Below are 18,830 nucleotides of genomic sequence, written 5' to 3'. Positions count from 1 at the left end.
ATTAATGAAGGCTGTTTGGCATGTCGCCATTATGATTGATGAGAGTGGTTCTCACTCACTTGAAAATTTATTCAAGGCAATGCAAGAGAAAAAAAGAGAAGTATCAAATCGGCAGCGATAAATATCACTTTGATAGGGTTAAAAATCATCCAGCATTATCGCAAGCCAGCCCCGGCCAATATGGTCGGGGCTGGCTTAAAAGTCACTGCCATATAAAAGGCAGTCGTCGCTATTTCGGTTTATCCAAAGGCTGCGAGATGGCTCGGCGTTACCGCCCCTCTGCCTGCCATTACACACAGAGGGGCTTGGGCCCCAACGATACGACTCAGCCCTGCTCGGTCGTAAGCGCGTCGGCAGAACGCAGATCCTGCTCGCCGCGGATCAGCGCCTGATAGCGCTCGGGGGTATCGATATCAAAGAGGATGGCAGGACTCTCGACCGGTATGCTTCGGTGTGCGCGTTGCAGCAACCAGCGGCGCACCGAACCCTGTGCCGGCGCGGCAGCCAGCGCCCTTGCGAGGGATTTTGGCAGCAAGACCGGATGACCCGCCTCCCCCTCAAAGCTCGGGAACAGGGCGAGCTCTCCGCGCGCCTGCCACAACTGCTGATAGACCTCGCACGGGATACAGGGCAGATCCCCGTGGCTGATAAAGAGGTAGTCAGCATTGCTGGCCGCCAGAGCGCAGCGGATGGAACTGCCCAGCCCCAACTCATAGTCAGGGTTATGGACGATGAGAATGTCGGGGCGATTCCCATAACAGGCAGCGAGTTCGGCCCCGCGATGACCCACGACCAAAATAATCCGGGAGCAGAAGGCCAGGGCATTTTTGAGACTTGCATCAAGAATTGTCCCCGAGCCATAAGGTAGCATCATTTTCCATGCCCCCATGCGGGATGACAAACCTGCTGCGGTAATTATACAGTCACACTGTTCACGCCCCCGAGCCTGCACCTTTTCATTCACCTCGCTATTTATTTCGGTCATTGCCATGTCCTTGCCACACTCTGTTATTCACGCGTTTCCGGATATTGGTTCGCTTTTAAATCCACTGCTTGAAAATAGTGACAACCATACCACGCTAATTAGCCTTTGTGGTGCCGGCGGAAAAACCAGCACCCTGTTCTGGCTGGCGGAATATTTTTATAAGCAGGGTAAAAGGGTGCTAATTACCACCACCACCCGGATGTTTCTGCCAGCCCCGTCACACTATCGGGAATTGATTATCGAGACGGATCCCGTTCGTCAACTTACCCGCTGTCAGGCGCTGCCGGATGGCCCGACTCTGGTTGCCCTGTTCAGCCATCTCGATGAGCGCACCGGCAAGGTTGCAGGGCCGGATCTGCGCCAAATCGACCTGCTCAAAGGACAGCAGCGCTTCGATCTTATCCTGGTCGAAGCGGATGGCGCTCATCACAAGTTATTGAAAGTGCCCGCTTTGCACGAACCTTGCATTCCTCAGCACAGTGATTGGGTGATCGCCCTGACGGGCGGCGCCATGGTGGGGACCAAGGCCGACCCGCAGCAGATCCACCGCTGGGCCGAATTCCAAGCCCTGTGCGGGATAGAGGCCGGTGACCCCCTCGACTGGGCGCTGTTTCACAAGCTGCTCTCCCACCCCGAGGGGCTGTTCAAAGGCACTCCGCCCGGGGCGCGCCGGATCTGGTTTATCAATGGGGATTATCAAAATGAGGCGTCGTGGCTCGATGAATTGATAAAGCTGCATAGCCGCCACCCCGAGATCAACGCCATCTGGCAGGGGGCGGTTCGCGAACCACAGCCCATTCGCCACGCACTCGGTTACTTCGCTCAGGATGAGGCTCAGCCGCCTCGCCCATGATGGTTTAAGGATAAGAAGAGGTACCTTATGAATCTGTTTGCACACGCTGCCCGACTGGAACAGGAGAACATTCCCTTTGCCATGGCCCAGATCATCGAGAGCCGTGGCTCCACCCCCCGCCATCAGGCCCAGATGCTGGTAATGGCCGATGGCCAGATCCTCGGCACCATCGGCGGCGGCATGATCGAGCGGCTGGTGATCGAAGAGGCCATGGCCGCCATTGCCGTGCGCAAGCCGCGTATCTTCCACGGCCGGATGGCCCGCAACGGCGAACATGCGGTCGGGTCGGACTGTGGCGGCGCCATGTCGGTCTATATCGATGTCTATGGTCTGCGACCACGGCTGGTACTGATCGGTGCCGGTCACGTCAACCGGGCGCTGGCCCATGCCGCCGCACCGCTGGGTTTTGATATCCATGTGGGCGACTGTTTTGAAGGGAGCCTCAATCCCGATCACTTCCCCACCGGCACTCACCTCAAACAGGCCGATACCATCAGCGCGGTGATCGAAAAACTGGCCATCGAGCCCGCCAACTTCGTCATCATCGCCACCAACCATCAGGACAAGGAGGCGCTGGATCGGCTCATCAGTCGTCCCCTCGCCTATCTGGGGCTACTCGCCAGCAAGCGCAAGGTGCAGACCTTCACCCAGGCGCTGCGCCAGCAAGGGGTGAGTCAGGAGCAGTTGCAGCGGCTGCACGCCCCCATCGGCTACAACATAGGTGCCGAGACCCCCGAGGAGATCGCCATCAGCATCCTCGCCGAACTGCTGCAGGTGAAAAACGGCAAATCGGGTGGGCTAATGCAGGATGACGTGCGCCTCAAGCGGGATCAACTGGTGGTGATGCGCGGCTCCGGCGATATCGCCACCGGAGTGGCGTTGCGCCTGCACAATGCCGGCTTCAAGGTGGTGATGCTGGATCTCGACAAGCCCACGGTGATCCGTCGCACCGTCGCCTTCGCGCAAGGGATGTTTGACGGCGAAACCAGTGTCGAGGGTGTGCGCGCCAAGCGGGTCGAGAGCGTTGAGCAAGCGTTCGAGCAGCTGGATCGGGGCGTCATTCCGCTGCTGGTCGACCCCGACTGTGCCACCCTCGCCGAGCTCAAGCCCCGCTATCTGGTGGATGCCATCCTCGCCAAGCAGAATCTCGGCACCCACAAGGAGATGGCCCCCATTACGGTGGCCCTTGGCCCGGGATTTGAGGCGGGGCGCGACTGCGATGCGGTCATTGAGACCAACCGCGGTCATCATCTGGGCCGGGTCATCTATCAGGGCCCTGCCCAGCCCAATACCGGCATTCCCGGGGTCATCGAGGGGCACTCCGCCCGCCGGGTGGTGCGCGCCCCTGTCGCCGGGGTGATGAAGAGCATTATCAAGCTCGGTGATCTGGTGCAGGAGGGGGATGTGATCGCCCATGTGGGGGACGCTCCCATTATCGCGCCGCTCTCCGGCATGGTGCGAGGTCTGCTCAGCGATGGCATCGAGGTGACCGTCGGCTTCAAGATCGGTGACATCGACCCCAGAGGCGAGCGGGCCGATGCCACTACGGTATCGGACAAGGCTCGCGCCATCGGCGGCGCCGTGCTGGAAGCCATGATGCATCTGGCCCAGCGCAGATAACGGCCCTTCGCGTCCCTCTTCAGCACCAAGTTCAGCACCAAGCAAAAGCCCCACCATGATGGTGGGGCTTTTTTCGTCCTGTCGGTTGATGCAGCTCCTTTACATCAGGGGAACCTGCATCACGACCGGGTTCGTTGCAATCGCCAGGCTCGCACCGCCAGCACAACCAGAGTGATGGCGGTGAGCGGCAATACAAAACCGGTTAGTGCTGCGCTGAACTGACTTTGCAGCGGACTGGATGTAGCGTGGAGGATCAGCCAGCAGGTGTAGCCGATGTAGTAGGCCAGAAACAGCGCCCCTTCCCAGCGGGCGATGGTGTAACCGGTAAAGAAGATGGGCAGGCAGGCAAGCGCCACCGCAATCATTACCGGAATATCGAACTGAAGGGCGGTGGCCGACACTTCAAGCCCACCGGGAGTGACGATGGAGGTGAGCCCCAGCACGCAGAGGATATTGAAGATATTGCTGCCCACCACGTTCCCCACAGCGATATCCCGCTCCCCGCGCAGGGCTGCGACGATGGAGGTCACCACTTCGGGCAAGGAGGTACCGGCCGCCACTATGGTCAAGCCGATGATCAGATCGCTCACCCCGAAGTAGTGGGCAATCTCCACTGCACTGCCAACCAGCAGGCGGGAGCCGAGGATCAGCAGACCCAGACCTGCGGCAATAAAGAGCAGATTGCGCAACCAGTTGCCCGCCGTACTCGCTTCACGGGTACCAAACTCCTGCTCGTACTCCGCCTGCACCGCTTTGTTTTCCCGTCGACTCTGGACAAAGAGAAACCCGGTGTAGGCGATGATGCCGGCAAACAGCAGCGCCCCTTCCAGTGGCGCAATACGGCCATCGTAGCCCAGCAACAACACCAGAAAAGAGACCACTATCATCAAGGGAACGTCGAGACGTACCAGTTGCTGGGAGACGGTCAACGGTACGATCAGTGCCGAAATACCTAAAATAAACAGCACGTTGAAAATATTGCTGCCGACCACGTTCCCCACCGCTATCCCTGCCTGCCCCTCGAGGCCAGACTGGATGCTCACCGCCAGCTCGGGAGCACTGGTCCCAAAGGCCACTATGGTCAATCCCACCACCAGTGGCGATATCCCCATCATGGTGGCGAGGCGAGATGCGCCCCGCACCAGAGATTCGGCCCCCACCACCAGACACACCAGGCCTACAGCCAACCACACCAGCGTCATCATACGGTCTCATCCTTGCCGTTAGGTTCGTTGAAATAATCACAATAAATCAGATACCTGTGCTCCAGCACAGTCAGACCACGCCATTGTAACGAGGGGCTGGTCCCCTGTCGCGGGCTCTTTTGAGTGCTGTTTATCGTGCCACTGGCAGCCCAGTCACCACTCAACCGTGCTTGATACGGGTTTCCCCCGCCACCGACACCACAGAGCGCTTGCCCTTGCGGCTGATGACGATAAGCGCCAGCACGATAAGGGCGATGCCGCTCCCCTCCACCGGCCCCGGATTTTCACCAAGCAGCCACCATGAGAGCAGCACGCCGCTCACCGGCACCGCCAGGGTACTGAGGCTGGCGATCCCGGCAGGCAGCTTTTTCAGCACGAACAGCCAGAGGCTCCAGGCCAGTGCCGTGGCGAAGATGGCGCTGTAGGCGAGCGCGCCAAACACATAGGGCTGCCAGTCGATGGGTCGCTCCGGCACCAGCGCCGCCACCACGGCCATCACCATGGTGGCGTAGATCATCTGCCAGGTGGTGAGGGACATCAGATCCACCGCGGGGTGGCGGGCATACATCCGCTTGGCGATGATGGCACTGATCCCCCAGCAGATGCCGGAGGCAATCCCCAGCAGCGCACTCTTCATGGAATCGAGATGCAGCTGCCAGGGCTGGATCACCAGCAGCAGGCCGCAGGCGGCCACCCCGACCGCCAGATAGTGGAGCTTGCGCATCCGCTCGCCGAGAAAGAGCGCCGCGAAAATCACCACCCAGAACGGCATGGTGTAGCTCAGAATAGCCACCTTGCCCGCCCCGCCGCTGATCAGCGCCCACTGAGCCAACCCCACCATGCCGCAGGTCTGGAACAGGGCGATGGCGAGGGTATAGCGAAACGGGGTGGGTTTGAGATAACGGCGCCCGCGCAGGGCCAATACCAGCAGCAGAACCAGAGATCCGCACAGGCAGCGCAGGGCGGTGAACTCGAACGCCCCCGCGTAGAGCATCACCTGCTTCATCACGATCCAGCTGTAACTCCAGATGGCGGTGAGCAGGATCAATCCCACCAGCGCCGCCATATTGATCTTTCCGCTCATTTGTTTGCTACTCACCTCTTGTCACTCATTGCGCCTGGTCTGCTCTCGGCGTCTTGCCCGCGCTTGAAGGCGGCCATCTTACGCCGCTCATCGTCCGCTGACCATGACTGCCCCAAAATGAACAAGGGGGCCGACGGCCCCCGCAATCACACTCAACCCGAGCTGGAACGCCTAGCGGCTGATAAGGGTTCCCGTCTTGCCGGCAATGCCGTCGGCGGCCTTCTCCAGCAAGGTGATCAGGGATTTGCGCCCCGGCATAGAGGTCGCGAACGAGAGCGCCGCCTCCACCTTGGGCAGCATGGAACCCTTGGCAAACTGCCCCTGTGCAATAAAGCTGTTGGCATCGGCCACGCTCAGCTGATCGAGCCACTGCACATCCGGCTTGCCAAAGTTGATGGCGACCTTCTCTACTGCGGTAAGGATGATCAGCATGTCGGCATCGATAAGCTCCGCCAGCTTGGCACTGGCCCAATCCTTGTCGATCACCGCGCTGGCACCGCGTAGGTGATTGCCCTCCCGCAGCACCGGGATGCCGCCGCCACCGACGGTGATCACCACCTGACCGGCAGCCAGCATGGCAGAGACGGTCTCTTTCTCGATGATATCGACGGGTTTGGGGGATGCCACTACCCGGCGATAGCCACGGCCGGCATCCTCTTTTAGCCGCTCGCCCTTGGCCATCAACGCCTCGGCCTCCTCCTTGCTGAAAAAACCGCCGATGGGTTTGCTCGGGTCGAGGAAGGCGGGATCGTTTTTATCCACCTCCACCTGGGTCACCAAAGTGGCAACCGGCTTGTGAATACCACGCGCCAGTAAGGCCTCGCGCAGGGCGTTTTGCAGGTCATAACCGATATAACCCTGACTCAGGGCCACGCAGACCGACATGGGCAGATGGGGCGCCTTGGGGTCGTGGCGGGCCGCCACCTCGAACGCCTGCTGGATCATCCCTACCTGCGGGCCGTTGCCGTGGGTCACCACCACCTCATGCCCCTGGGCGATCAGGTCGGCAATGGTGCCCGCCGTGCTCTGCACCGCCTTCATCTGCTCGGGCAGGTTGTTGCCCAGCGCATTGCCACCAAGGGCCAGTACGATTCTCTTTTTCATCTTGTTATCTCCAGTGATGGGACAAGCCGGCGCAATACCGGCCCACCTTTCGTTGTTCACATAACCTTGCTGATTTGCGTATTTCGAACGAATTGTCAGCCTGCCACTGTGGGGCAAGGCGAGTGCAGCTCCGGCGCCAACGCCGGATCAAAGGGCGCTCTGGCCAAAAACCGGCCATGACCACGCCGCCCCAGAAACTCGCCATCGCGAGCGACTATCTCGCCACGGCTCAGGGTCATTCTGATCCTGCCGGGGCAGCGCATCCCCTCGTAGGGGCTGTAGTCGCCGTTGTCGTGCAACTGTTGATGGGAAATGAGGGTGTCACCACGGGGATCCATCAGCACCAGATCAGCGTCAGACCCCGGTTGCAAGTTGCCCTTGCGCGGCCAGAGGCCAAACAGGCGCGCCGGGTTGGCGCTGGTGAGGGCCACGAAGCGGGACGGCGAGATGCGTCCGCCCAATACCCCGTGGGCAAACAGCAGCAGCATCCGGTTTTCGACCCCGGGCAAGCCGTTGGGACAGCGGCTGAAATCGCCGCCCGAGAGGGTCATGCGCTGGGCGTGGGAGAAGTTGCAGTGATCGGTCGCTACCGTATCGATGTCACCCGCAGCGATACCGACCCACAGCTTGTCCTGCTCGCGGCGTGAGCGCAGCGGCGGACTGAGCAGGAAGTCGACCCCGTTCTCCCGGTAGTAGCAGGAATCATCGAGCAGCAGATATTGCGGGCAGGTCTCCACCCAGACCGGTTGCCCCTGACGGCGCGCCAGTTTCAGATACTCCAGCCCCAAGCCGTTGGAGAGGTGGACGATATAGAGCGGCGCATTGCCAGCGAGCCCCGCCAGATTGATCATCCGGGCGATCGCCTCCGCCTCGCACTCCAGTGGGCGGCTTTGCGGGTGATACCAGGGTTCATGGTGACCGGCGGCCAATAGGGCAGCCCGGCGCGCCGCGATGGCGGCATCGTTCTCGGGATGAACGGTGGCGAGCGCCCCCACCTCTTTGAGGCGGGCCAGGGCGCGCAGCACGTCGTGATCACCCAGCTTGTACTGGTAGGTGAGATAGAGCTTGAAGCTGCTGATCCCCTCCTCCTGCACCATGGCGGCCATCTCGTGGAGGATGGCGTCATCCACATGCTGGACAACGCCGTGAAAGCTGTAGTCGATAACCGCCTGATCGGCGGCATAGTCGTGATAGCGGGCCAGCTGGTGATGCAGATTGCACCCCGCCGGGCCAAATCCCATGTGATCGACGATGGTGGTGGTGCCACCACAGGCGGCAGCACGGGTACCGCTGAAAAAGTCATCGCAACTGCGGGCAATGCCGACATCGATGTTGAAGTGGGTATGGACGTCGATGCCACCCGGCATCACATAACAGCCGCTGGCATCGATCACGTCGGTCTCGCCATCGGGCTGGATAGCGGTGGCCCGCGCGCGGATCACCCCGTTATCGATCAGCAGATCCTGACGATATTCCCCCTGTGCATCGACCAGCACACCGTTTTTGAGCAGCCGTTTCATCCCCACCACCTCGAACATCACTTCAAACAGCAAAGCCCCGCCTCAATGGAGACGGGGCACTTGCCACACTTGCAACAGCCGGGCGGCGATGGCAGCCACCACCCGGCGGCCCCCTTACTTGTCCAGCTCGGCCAGATAGAGCATGGGGATCACGGCGTACATGGCGGCGCACTTGACCAGATGCTCTTTCCAGGTCTTCTCGTTCGGGGCGTGGGCCTCCGGCTCTTTACCCGGGCCAAAACCGATGACCGGAATACCGTGGCGACCCATGATGGAGACCCCGTTGGTCGAGAAGGTCCACTTGTCCACCACCGGCTCCTTGTTGAACAGCTCACGATAAGCCTTGGAGAGGGTTTTGACGGTGATGTGATCCTCTTCCACCTTCCAGGTCGGGAAGTAGCACTCGGTCGGATAGACCAGACCGGTATAGGCCGGACGGTCGTACTGGTACATGGAGACCTCGGCACCGGCGGCTTGCACCGCAGGCAGGGCGCGGATCTCGTCGAGCGCCCCTTGCCAGGTTTCGCCCCATGTGAGGCGGCGGTCGATGGAGACGGCGCAGCTGTCTGCCACGGCGCAGCGGCTTGGAGAGGTGAAGAAGATCTCGGAGACGGTCAGGGTGCCCTTGCCGAGGAAGTCGTCATTGCCGAGGTTGTGGCTCAGCTCCTGCAGCTCGCCAAGGATCGGGCCCATTTTGAAGATGGCGTTGTCACCGCGCTCCGGTGCGGAGCCGTGGCAGCTGACCCCCTGCACATCGATGCGGATCTCCATGCGGCCACGCTGGCCACGGTAGATCTGGCAGTCGGTGGGTTCGGTACTGACCACAAACTCGGGGCGGATCTTGCTCTGCTCGATGATGTACTGCCAGCAGAGGCCATCGCAATCCTCCTCCTGTACGGTACCGGTCACCAGCAGGGTGTACTGATCTTCCAGCCCCAGATCCTTGATGATCTTGCCCGCATAGACCATGGAGGCCATACCACCTTCTTGGTCAGATGCGCCACGGCCGCCGATGATTTCGTGATCTTCCATCCCCTCATAGGGGTCGAACTTCCAGTTGGCCATGTTGCCGACGCCCACGGTATCGATGTGGGCATCCATGGCTATCAGGTGCGGGCCGTGGCCGATATAGCCCAGCACGTTGCCCATGGGGTCGATCTCGACCTTGTCAAAGCCAACCTTCTCCATCTCCTGCTTGATGCGCAGCACGACGCGCTCTTCATCGCAGCTCTCGCTCGGGATGGCGATCATGTCACGCAGGAACTGACTCATCTCGGCCTTGTACTGGTAGGCCTTCTCCAACACCATTTCAAACGGAATTTGCTTGCTCATTGTGATTCTCCATAACAACTGAGAGTGCGCAGCCTGTTCGTCGGCAGCGCCCTGTGCCCGTTACCGCGCCCCGTTGGCGAGGCGCGATCAGTTCTTCAATTCGTCTCTCCGCTCTCGCAGGGAGTGGCCCGCTGCCGGAATTACTCGCAGGCAGGATGCTTGCCTTCCCACACAACTTCCCGGTAGTGCTTCACATCGGTATCCCCTTCGGTGTTGATGATGAGTACCACCGAGTTGCTATCCAGCCCGAGGCGAGCCATCAGCGCCGCGCGATCCGGGTGGTGACGCACCGCCGCCAGTACACCGGTACCGACCGAGCCGGATTCACCAGAGATGATGCGAGGGTCATTGCCAAGGGGGTTGCCGAGCACCCGCATACCCAGTGCCGACACCTTGTCGTGGCAGGAGATGAACTGGGTAGTGCAGCCCCTGAGCAGCGGCCAGCCAAGCGGATTGGGTTCGCCGCAGGCAAGACCGGCCATGATGGTGCGCATATCGCCCCCCACGTTGACCATCTCCCCCGCCACGCCGGAGCGGTAGATGCAGTCGGCCTGATCCGGCTCGACCACGATACTGTGCAGGTTTTTCGCCCCGAAGCAGTCCACCAGATAGCCGAGCACACCGCCCGCCAGCGCCCCTACCCCGGCCTGCAGCAGCACGTGGGTCGGCTGCTTGATGCCCATATCCTGCATCTGCTCGACCGCTTCGTCGGCCAGGGTGGAGTAACCCTGCATGATCCAGGTCGGGATCTTGGTGTAACCCTCCCAGGCGGTGTCCTGCACTATGTGCCAGCCGCGCTCTTCGGCCATCTTCATGGTCAGGCGCACGGTGTCGTCGTAGTTCATATCGGTGACGATGCACTCGGCACCGAGATTGAGAATGTGATCAACTCGCTCCTGGGCAGAGCCCTTGGGCATGTAGACCACCGCATGCTGACCCACCTGCTTGGCGGCCCAGGCGACGCCACGACCGTGGTTGCCATCTGTGGTGGTGGCGAAGGTCATCGGCTCCTTGATGGTGCGCTTGATGAGATCGAAGGAGAAATCCTCGACGGCCACCCCGTATTTTTCACAGAGCAGGTTGGCAATGGCGTAAACGCCACCCAGCATCTTGAAAGCATTAAGGCCAAAGCGTTTTGACTCATCCTTGACCAGAATATTTTTTACCCCGATATAGGCGGCCAGATCTTTCAGGTCGCACAGGGGAGTCGGTTCATAACCGGCCAGTTTTTTATGAAAAGCGCGAGCCTTTTGTGCTTCGGCGCGAGAAAACAGCGGTGATGGCTCGGCGGTAAAAAAGCGGTTATCGGCAATATCCATCTTCAAAGAAAATTGGGACATGCTTACCTCACTAGGCGTTACCTGACAAAGAGCTGCCTCGCCGGGAGATCCGTTATTCAGATGCCGCGGGGAGAAAACTCGAAATAATGGGTTCGACAGTGTGGGCAGGATGAATATTCACCCTGCCCTGCCGTTATTTATTTCACCCGCTTTTGTGCCTCTTTGATCAGATTTTCCAAGGTTTCTGCCGGGGCGGAGAATTTACGGGCCATGATCATGGCGGCGATAATATAGGGCTTCCAGCTCGCCTCTTTGTAAGTGGCGATACGATATTTCTCGAATACCCCTTCGGTCACTTCACCCTCTTTGCAGGAGACGCCGGAAATATCGGCCGGCAGGCAGTGCATATAGAGCGCCTCGCCCCCCTTGGTGAGCTTCATCATCTCCTCGGTGCAGTGCCAATCCTTGTGCTTGGCGTTCTGCTCAAGGCAATGTTTCTCCAGCTCTTTGAGACCGGCGTGGTCATTGGCACGCAACAGCTCGGTACGCTGCTCCATCACCTTGTAGGGAGCCCAGGACTTGGGATAGACGATATCTGCATCCTTGAAAGCCTCTTCCATGGAGGTGACCTGACGGAAGCTGCCGCCGGAGGCCTTGGCATTCTCTTTGGCCACTTCGATCACGTCCGGGATCAGGTCATACCCCTCCGGATGGGCCAGGGTCACATCCATACCGAAGCGTGTCATCAGACCTATGATGCCCTGCGGCACGGAGAGCGGCTTGCCGTAGCTCGGGGAGTAGGCCCAGGTCATGGCAATCTTCTTGCCCTTGAGGCTCTCCAGGCTGCCAAAGTGCTCCTGCAACCAGGCGAGATCAGCCATGGACTGGGTCGGGTGATCAATGTCGCACTGCAGGTTGACCAGCGCCGGACGCTGGGGCAGCACCCCCTTCTCGAACCCTTCATCCAGTGCCGCGCCCACTTCACGCATATAGGCGTTACCGGCACCGAGGAACATGTCGTCACGGATCCCGATGGCATCGGCGCAGAAGGAGATCATGTTGGCCGTTTCACGGACGGTCTCGCCGTGGGCGATCTGGGATTTACCCTCGTCCAGATCCTGCTGGGCCAGACCGAGCAGGTTCAGGGCAGAGGCGTAAGAGAAGCGGGTTCGGGTGGAGTTATCGCGGAAAACCGAGATACCGAGCCCGCTATTAAACAGTTTGGTAGCAATATTTTCGGCACGCAGGGTCTTGAGGGATTCAGCCAGTTTCAATACCAGCTCCAGCTCCTGAGGAGTTTGCTCCCAGGTCAGCAGAAAATCTTTTTCATGCAGGTTGGATTTGAGTGCTCTGATCTCTTTGATTAATTCGTTAACTGCTTTCATCGTTCGCCCCAATCATTGGATGAGATATGGATAGCTCCCCTTTCACTCACGATGTCACCAGCATCCCGGTTGTGGGTGAGCTCATCGGTTAGCGTCGATATGAGGCAATCAATAAGCGTGCCAAACCAATAAAATGCAGGCAGATATTAATAAATGGCGAAAGTATGTGATGCAGAGCACAAAAGCGGCGGCTATTTCAGCGATTTATTCCATAAAAAGGCGAACGAATCAGCCAAGCCATAAAATAGCCGATTGATAATAACTAGAGGCAATATCCCTACGTCGGTGAGAATTATCATCAAAGGTCAGTTTCAGGGGCTGAAATGATATCACTGCGGCTGCCGTTATCATTATGATAATGCCGTACAGCACCTTTTCTCTTGATGGGATCTCTCCTGCGGTGACACTGCAGCCATCTTGCCTCCCCTGCACTCCCCACCGCATCACCTGGCGCGAAGTGACATCTCTGGGCGAGGTTGGCCCGAAGTGCTAACGTGAATACGCCAGCTGCGCATCTGTATCGGATGCTCAGAAGAGGCCGACGTTCACGACCGCAACTGCGCGGATGAACCTGCATGACTTACATCTTTGAGGGATTATCTATGTCCAGGAATGCTGCTCTGCTCATCACCCTGACCCTGCTCGGGATCGCCCCTGCCCACGCCATCAGCGCCAAATATGCCGAGCAGCTGGAGCGCTCCGGCTGCACCCAGGTCACCGAGGCGCAGGGCTGTGACATTCACAAAACCAAAGCGGAAAATGCCAAGGCGGGATTTAGCGCGGCCGCCCCAGCCGCGGAGGGCGGTCTGAATCTCAGCTATGAGCAGAAGCTGGAGCGCTCGGGCTGCACTCAGGTGAGCGAGCTTAATGGCTGCGATATCAACAAAACCAAGGCTGAGAACGCAGCTGCCGGTGTTGGCAATGCTCCGGCCGCGGCAACCAGCGCCAGCCCCTATGCGGGCAACTGGATCGCCACCTTCCCCCAAACCGGCGCCACCGTGGCTAATATCCGCATCGATGGCAAGGATCAGGTGTGGGTCAACGACAAGAAGGTCAATGCCAAGAAATCCGATGGTGCGCTGGTGTTCAAGGATGGCATGGTCATCTACACCATTCAGGGGGATCGCCGCATCAAGGGTGAAGATGGCTGGGTCGATAATGATGCCGGCACCAAGGGGCCCATCAACGCCAAGTAAACAGCTGACCACAAAATGACGGGGAGCGCGGGCTCCCCGTTTCACACCTGATTGCCCATCGCTTCCAATGACCAGCTCCACCAGCGAGGCGCCAGAATCAATACCTCCTGCTCCAGCCAAGTCCCGTCTGTGATCAGTTTATCGAGCCAGGGAACGCCTGCCAACGCGCCATGACTATCGACCTGATCAGCCTGCTTAGTCACACGCCAGAGCACCTTGCCACTGTCCGTCGCAAAGGTGCGTACCGGACGGGCATAGTGATCCAGATAAGGTTGCAGCTCACAGGGAAGCCAGAGCATGGCCGGTCGATTTAGCTCGCGCGCCAGCTCGATGGCAATATCGATACCCCGTTGATCGAGATCGCCAAAATGGGCCCACTGCACGCCCGCAGGCAGCAGCGGGATCAGCTGTTTGGCCAGGGAGGTATTGCGACCGGGGGCAAAAAGCAGCAGTTGCCCGGGTTGCAGCGGGTAGTCGACAAAGGCCCCCTTGTTCTCCACCGTAATGACCCGCTCCCCTTGCCAACCGATGGCAGCCAGCATGCCCAGAGTCCGCTCCGGCAACGCCAACTCTCCCAACAACGCCATCATTGCAGTCATATCGTGCTGCTGACCCTGCAGATCGACCAGTGAGAGCGGTTCGAGGGTACGGATGCGGATCACCTCATCCTGCGTGAGCGACAATTCCGCAAGCAGTGGCGCGGCAAGGGATGCTGACCGCGGATGCTTGCTGTCCCCATGCCAGAGCGCGCGGCAACGTCCCGCCAAGAAGCGCCAGTTGCTCACGCTTGTTCGGTTCCGGTGGCACCACCTGCGCCAACTGGCTGGCAAGATACGTCCGACCATCATCGGTCAAGACATAGAGTGCGCCACGTCCAACCGGCCTGATCCCACCCACCGCCTGCAACAGCTCCTTCAACTCGCGACCATGTCTGCTCTCAAGAGAACAGCCCTTTTCGTTCCGGCTATCGAGCAACCTTGCACACAGCTCCTGCACCCGGATCTCATCAAACAACGACATCTCACCTCTCCCTGACAGCGTCATATGAGGAAGTAGATGTGATTTTCCTTGCTGTTACCGTGACCAGCTTCGCAAGAGAACTTTTCAACGCCTGTGCGCCCGCCAATGCATTTGATGAAACTGGTAAACACAGGCCAAAGGGCGCAAGCTGGTTTGGCCTGCAGACCATTCGCAGCATGGCTCCGGCCACTTTATCCACCACAGCAAGGAGTGCTTATGCCCGATGCCGCCGATAAGTCGCCCTCCTCCTGGCAGCTTTCGGATATCCGCGAGCTGGCGCACCTGCTGACTCTGGCGCTGCCCGCCGCGGTAGAGATCACCGAAGCGGTACATCAGGCGGTACTGAGCGGTATGGGGCTCAAGGGACGGGATGAGGGAAAAACAGCCGGGATCACCGGGCTGGTCTACAAGGGGGTACACGGCACCGCCAACACCCTGGGCAGCGGTATCAACCATCTGCTCAGCCGCCTGCCAGCCACTCCGCCGCCCCACCAGATCCCCGAAACCCCGAAACGTGCAGCCCTGATCGCCACCCTCAACGGCGTATTGGGGGACAAGCTGGTCGAGCACCACAATGCCCTCGCCACCCCCATGACCCTGCGCTATCAGGGCAAGCCCCTCGATTGGCAGGCGATGCCAAAGGATCTACCCCGCGAGGGACGGGTGCTGCTGATGATCCATGGCCTCTGCATGAACGATCGGCAGTGGCAGACCGAGCATCAAGGCAAGCCGGTCAATCACGGGGAGCAACTTGCCAACGCGCTTGGCTATCAGCCTCTTTACCTGCGCTACAACTCGGGCCTGCCCATCGTACAAAACGGGCAGCAACTTGCCCTGTTGCTGGAGCAGTTGCTCGCCCACTGGCCGGGAGAGCTCAAAGAGATAACGATAATGGGCTACAGCATGGGCGGACTGGTTGCCCGCAGCGCCTGCCACCATGCCAGCCAGGCCGGGCTCACCTGGCCTGCGCACCTTGCCAACCTGATATTTCTCGGCACACCACACCACGGCGCGCCGCTCGAACATGTCGGTCACTGGCTGGAGCAGTTGCTGCCCGCCACCGCCTACAGCGAGCCCTTCGTCAGGCTGGCACGGCTGCGCAGTGCAGGCATCAGGGATCTGCGCCACGGCAAGGTGATCGATGAGGTAGCCATACCCGATCCCGCCGCGCCCTTGCGCGATCCCCGCATCCCACTCCCCTTGCCCGGTGGCGTCAACTGCTATGCCATTGCCGCGACCACTGCCGCCAAGCGCAGCCTGCTGGCCGACCGGCTGATAGGCGATGGACTGGTGCCCCTTCGCAGCGCCCTCGGCCAGCACAGCGAGGCGCGCCATCAGCTGACTTTTCTTCCTGCCCATACCTTGATAGTCTATCACACCAGTCATATGGCCCTGCTCGGCAGCCCGCAGGTTGGCCAGCAACTGCTGCGCTGGCTCAGCCCCTTGCAACTATAACGCGCTGGCTATTAAAGCAACAGAGTGCTGGTTCACAAGGTATCCCTGTGGCACTCTGAGACGTCAAAGGGAAGACCCACACTGATACCTCATGTGTCCCCACTGCAAAGGAGCGCCACGATGGCCAAAGCAAGCAAGAAAGAGATCAAGAAGAAGATCGCCGCTCGTCTTGAGAAAATTGCCAAGCATGAAGGCAAGATCAAGAAGCTGAAGAAGGCCCTGAAGTAGGGCCCACCGCATATGAAAAACCGCCAGCTGGCGGTTTTTTCATCCCGATTTTCGCCCCTTTACCATCGTTTTGATACCAATGGCCTTGATGTAAACGCCTCAAGCGCACATCAGCAAAACAACCCGGCTGAAACCACGCACGTTCTCATCACCGCTATTTGGTCTAACAGCGCCAATCGGGCGCCGCGCCCATCCTTACCAGCAACTACCTTCAACTGAGTGTTTGATATGAGCCAGCAGTGGAGCGCCATATGTACTCTTACACCCTCACCTTCAGGGAAGATGTCGATCGCCTGACCGCCCCCGAGCAAGAGATTACCTTGCAGAGCCCCGCTCAGGCGGGGGATTTTATTATCCTCTCCGACGGCAGCCGCCATCAGGTGATGTTTGTCACCCACCGCGCCCACTACAGCAGCCTCTATCTCGATAAAGGGGTCAGGGTACCGCAGAGTTAGTGGCTATCGCCTTTAATTGATGGGGCTGGGTGAAATATTCACGCCGTTGACGTAATAATCATCGCATCATGTCAACGTTCCTTTATCTCTATCACGATATATCTGAGGAAGCGCGATGAAAAAATCCAACATTGTCTTATATCAAATTAAATTTATTTAGCCACGAAAAAACAAATCATACCTCACAAAAACAAATCACCATCACTCAATATCATTGACCACACCCTTGGTGCGTTATAACAATTACTTTGTTGAACATATTTATTCGCAAGTCATTATTAGTGATGGAGTTATCACAATGAATAAAGTTATCTTACCCATAGCATTAATTACCTGTGCCACGCTCGCTCACGCAGAGTCCAGTACTATTATCAACGGTCTGGATTTTGGTCCATTAGCTCAGTTGGCTGGCACATGGAAAAGCACCGATGCTGGTGGTGTAGATGTAGCACCCGGCCAGGAGGGCAGCAAAGTAGGAAAAGGGGGACCAGCAGTGGAACCCTTTTACGAAATCATCACCTTTGAACCGGCGGCCGATGCAAAAAATGCCAGCGAACAATATCTGGTAGCCATGTATTACAAGCAGGAAGTATTCAGAAAAAGCGATAATGGGAAATTTCATGACCAACGCGGTTATCTGATTTATGACAAGACCAATCAGCTTGTTTACAACTCATACTGTATACCTCGTGCAGTCTGTGTGGTCACTGAAGGCAAAGCGGGTAACAAAATCGAGTTCAAGACGGGCAAGCGCGGTATTGCGGAAAGCAATTATATGACCATTAATGATTCCACCGCGGATTTCTCGATGACTCTGGACTTCTCAGAGAAAAATCTCCTCAAATACAGTCAAACCACCAACCTGATGGTGTATGGCAAGCCATTCGCACACTCCGATAGTGCATCCCTGACCAGAACCAATTGATGTTTCATGGCCAAGGTATTCATTATCTTGGCTTTTTTATATTCGTCGATAGTCTATCCTGATGGCATCCTTATCCCACTCGGGATTGAGTACACCGGCATACCAGAGTGTCAGAATGACATCCATCTGATTGTTATGCTTCACAACCTTGCCGCTCTTACAGGCCGAGAGCACCTCCAGCCATAACTGCTCGGGATTGATCGGTTTGGTAATATCCTTGTGTGACAATAAATCAATGGCAGCCAACACATATGCTCTGGTTTTGGTCGCAGCTACATAATGAACTGGCATGATGCAACTGATACAACCAAGACTGCAAAGAGTCAGAAAAGTGACCTTTGGATTATTTTTAAATTTACCTGTACTGATATCATCACCAAATGCTTCAGCAATAGCCATATCCCAGGCTGTGACATGACCGTAATTATTCTGTACCATCAGATGAACAGCTCTCAGCGCTGCTCCACCGTATTTACCATAGATAATCATCACTAATCCCTCCGTTTGCCACATAGTAAGGCCAAACAGGCGAGATAGGCTAAAATAAATATCAATCACGACCATCGAGTTTTTCCATTGATAACAAATCCATTTTTAGCTGAATTAAATATTGATCCATATCAATGTTATATCTTTATCTACCGAAAGGCTGACTGGTCGATGTCAGCCTCCCAATATCATTCATCAACATCCATTTTCGTGTATAAACAGGTCCCCCCAGCCTAGAGCACCTCTATTTTTACATTGATAATCCCGTCACGAATATTGCCGATGGTGCTAAACGCAGATTTGGAGAGATCGATAATACGCCCCCTTTTAAAGGCGCCGCGATCATTGACCTTGACCACTACGCTCTTGCCGTTGGCGAGGTTGGTGACCCGCACCATAGCGCCGAAGGGCAATTCCATATGGGCGGCGCTGTTGAGGTTGTTGCGATAGATCTCGCCGCTGGCGGTCTTTTTGCCGTGATAACGGTCGGCATAATAGCTGGCGTAACCGGTCTCGCTATAACCGCGCCAGCTGCCACCGTGGCTCTCGTCATAACGGCTGCTACAGGCCGCCAGCAGCAGGCAAAGAGATAACAGCAGCCCTTTCTGGATATATTGCACCATTCCCCTCTCCTCTCTTCTTTTCGCTATGCGCAATTTTTCTTCTTCGATACGGCCGGTGACGCTGGCGACAC

General features: G+C 57.9%; 16 protein-coding genes and 1 pseudogene. 6 read left to right on the top strand and 11 right to left on the bottom strand.

Translation table 11 applies throughout. From position 1 onward, the window contains the following. Positions 1 to 325: 325 nt before the first annotated feature. Entirely contained in the window at positions 326 to 985 is a 660-nt protein-coding gene (gene mocA, locus G5367_RS00485) for a molybdenum cofactor cytidylyltransferase (RefSeq protein ID WP_421243540.1), read from the bottom strand. Between the two features lie 4 nt (positions 986 to 989). Between mocA and yqeC the strand changes: the two genes are divergently transcribed. Both yqeC and yqeB read left to right on the top strand, forming a co-directional pair. Next, positions 990 to 1,838: a selenium cofactor biosynthesis protein YqeC gene (gene yqeC, locus G5367_RS00480; protein WP_421243539.1), complete on the top strand. Its 849-nt coding sequence runs from the start codon at positions 990 to 992 to the stop codon at positions 1,836 to 1,838. A gap of 27 nt (positions 1,839 to 1,865) precedes the next feature. Further along, positions 1,866 to 3,458 carry a selenium-dependent molybdenum cofactor biosynthesis protein YqeB gene (yqeB, locus tag G5367_RS00475; RefSeq protein WP_421243538.1) on the top strand — a complete coding sequence of 531 codons (1,593 nt, stop codon included), beginning with the start codon at positions 1,866 to 1,868 and terminating at the stop codon, positions 3,456 to 3,458. Positions 3,459 to 3,577: 119 nt separating this feature from the next. Here yqeB and G5367_RS00470 read toward each other — a convergent pair whose 3' ends face one another. From G5367_RS00470 to ygeW, 7 genes are all read right to left on the bottom strand, one after another. Next, entirely contained in the window at positions 3,578 to 4,663 is a 1,086-nt protein-coding gene (locus G5367_RS00470) for a calcium/sodium antiporter (RefSeq protein ID WP_421243537.1), read from the bottom strand. 160 nt (positions 4,664 to 4,823) lie between these two features. Continuing rightward, the gene (locus G5367_RS00465) at positions 4,824 to 5,747 is read right to left on the bottom strand and encodes a DMT family transporter (protein ID WP_421243780.1); all 924 of its coding nucleotides are present in this window, start codon (positions 5,745 to 5,747) and stop codon (positions 4,824 to 4,826) included. A 171-nt stretch (positions 5,748 to 5,918) separates the two neighbouring features. After that, on the bottom strand, positions 5,919 to 6,851 hold the full coding sequence (gene arcC, locus G5367_RS00460) for a carbamate kinase (RefSeq protein ID WP_421243536.1): 933 nt from the start codon (positions 6,849 to 6,851) through the stop codon (positions 5,919 to 5,921). Between the two features lie 95 nt (positions 6,852 to 6,946). Beyond that, entirely contained in the window at positions 6,947 to 8,371 is a 1,425-nt protein-coding gene (gene hydA / locus G5367_RS00455; protein ID WP_421243779.1) for a dihydropyrimidinase, read from the bottom strand. Between the two features lie 114 nt (positions 8,372 to 8,485). Then, the gene (locus tag G5367_RS00450) at positions 8,486 to 9,703 is read right to left on the bottom strand and encodes a YgeY family selenium metabolism-linked hydrolase (RefSeq protein ID WP_040070003.1); all 1,218 of its coding nucleotides are present in this window, start codon (positions 9,701 to 9,703) and stop codon (positions 8,486 to 8,488) included. Positions 9,704 to 9,843: 140 nt separating this feature from the next. Next, complete coding sequence (gene dpaL / locus G5367_RS00445) at positions 9,844 to 11,043, bottom strand: diaminopropionate ammonia-lyase (RefSeq protein ID WP_421243535.1); 1,200 nt, start codon at positions 11,041 to 11,043, stop codon at positions 9,844 to 9,846. A 137-nt stretch (positions 11,044 to 11,180) separates the two neighbouring features. Then, positions 11,181 to 12,368, bottom strand: coding sequence for a knotted carbamoyltransferase YgeW (ygeW, locus tag G5367_RS00440; protein ID WP_139429878.1), 1,188 nt, complete (start codon positions 12,366 to 12,368; stop codon positions 11,181 to 11,183). 602 nt (positions 12,369 to 12,970) lie between these two features. On the opposite strand from ygeW, the gene G5367_RS00435 reads away from it, so the two are divergent. Continuing rightward, entirely contained in the window at positions 12,971 to 13,564 is a 594-nt protein-coding gene (locus G5367_RS00435) for a hypothetical protein (protein WP_106843647.1), read from the top strand. 41 nt (positions 13,565 to 13,605) lie between these two features. Here the strand turns inward: G5367_RS00435 and G5367_RS00430 are convergent. Beyond that, positions 13,606 to 14,584: pseudogene (locus tag G5367_RS00430) on the bottom strand (Wadjet anti-phage system protein JetD domain-containing protein). 216 nt (positions 14,585 to 14,800) lie between these two features. On the opposite strand from G5367_RS00430, the gene G5367_RS00425 reads away from it, so the two are divergent. The 3 genes from G5367_RS00425 (at position 14,801) to G5367_RS00415 (ending at position 17,647) form a co-directional block, all read left to right on the top strand. Next, on the top strand, positions 14,801 to 16,039 hold the full coding sequence (locus G5367_RS00425) for a lipase family alpha/beta hydrolase (RefSeq protein ID WP_421243534.1): 1,239 nt from the start codon (positions 14,801 to 14,803) through the stop codon (positions 16,037 to 16,039). A gap of 479 nt (positions 16,040 to 16,518) precedes the next feature. Next, positions 16,519 to 16,722, top strand: a complete 204-nt coding sequence (locus tag G5367_RS00420; protein WP_005345744.1) for a hypothetical protein — start codon at positions 16,519 to 16,521, stop codon at positions 16,720 to 16,722. Positions 16,723 to 17,020: 298 nt separating this feature from the next. After that, a complete protein-coding gene (locus tag G5367_RS00415) occupies positions 17,021 to 17,647 on the top strand; it encodes a heme-binding beta-barrel domain-containing protein (protein WP_236348320.1) in 627 nt (208 codons plus the stop codon). 36 nt (positions 17,648 to 17,683) lie between these two features. Here the strand turns inward: G5367_RS00415 and G5367_RS00410 are convergent, their stop codons facing one another. Continuing rightward, a complete protein-coding gene (locus G5367_RS00410; protein WP_254204482.1) occupies positions 17,684 to 18,211 on the bottom strand; it encodes a DUF6979 family protein in 528 nt (175 codons plus the stop codon). 158 nt (positions 18,212 to 18,369) lie between these two features. After that, the gene (locus tag G5367_RS00405; protein ID WP_216978845.1) at positions 18,370 to 18,759 is read right to left on the bottom strand and encodes a septal ring lytic transglycosylase RlpA family protein; all 390 of its coding nucleotides are present in this window, start codon (positions 18,757 to 18,759) and stop codon (positions 18,370 to 18,372) included. Between the last annotated feature and the right edge of the window lie 71 nt (positions 18,760 to 18,830).

Origin of the sequence: Aeromonas sp. 604282 (genome assembly GCF_049170575.1) — a bacterium.
GTDB lineage: Bacteria > Pseudomonadota > Gammaproteobacteria > Enterobacterales > Aeromonadaceae > Aeromonas > Aeromonas veronii_A.
The sequence above is the reverse complement of the archived record's forward strand: the minus strand, read 5'-3'. Positions and strand labels throughout refer to the sequence as shown.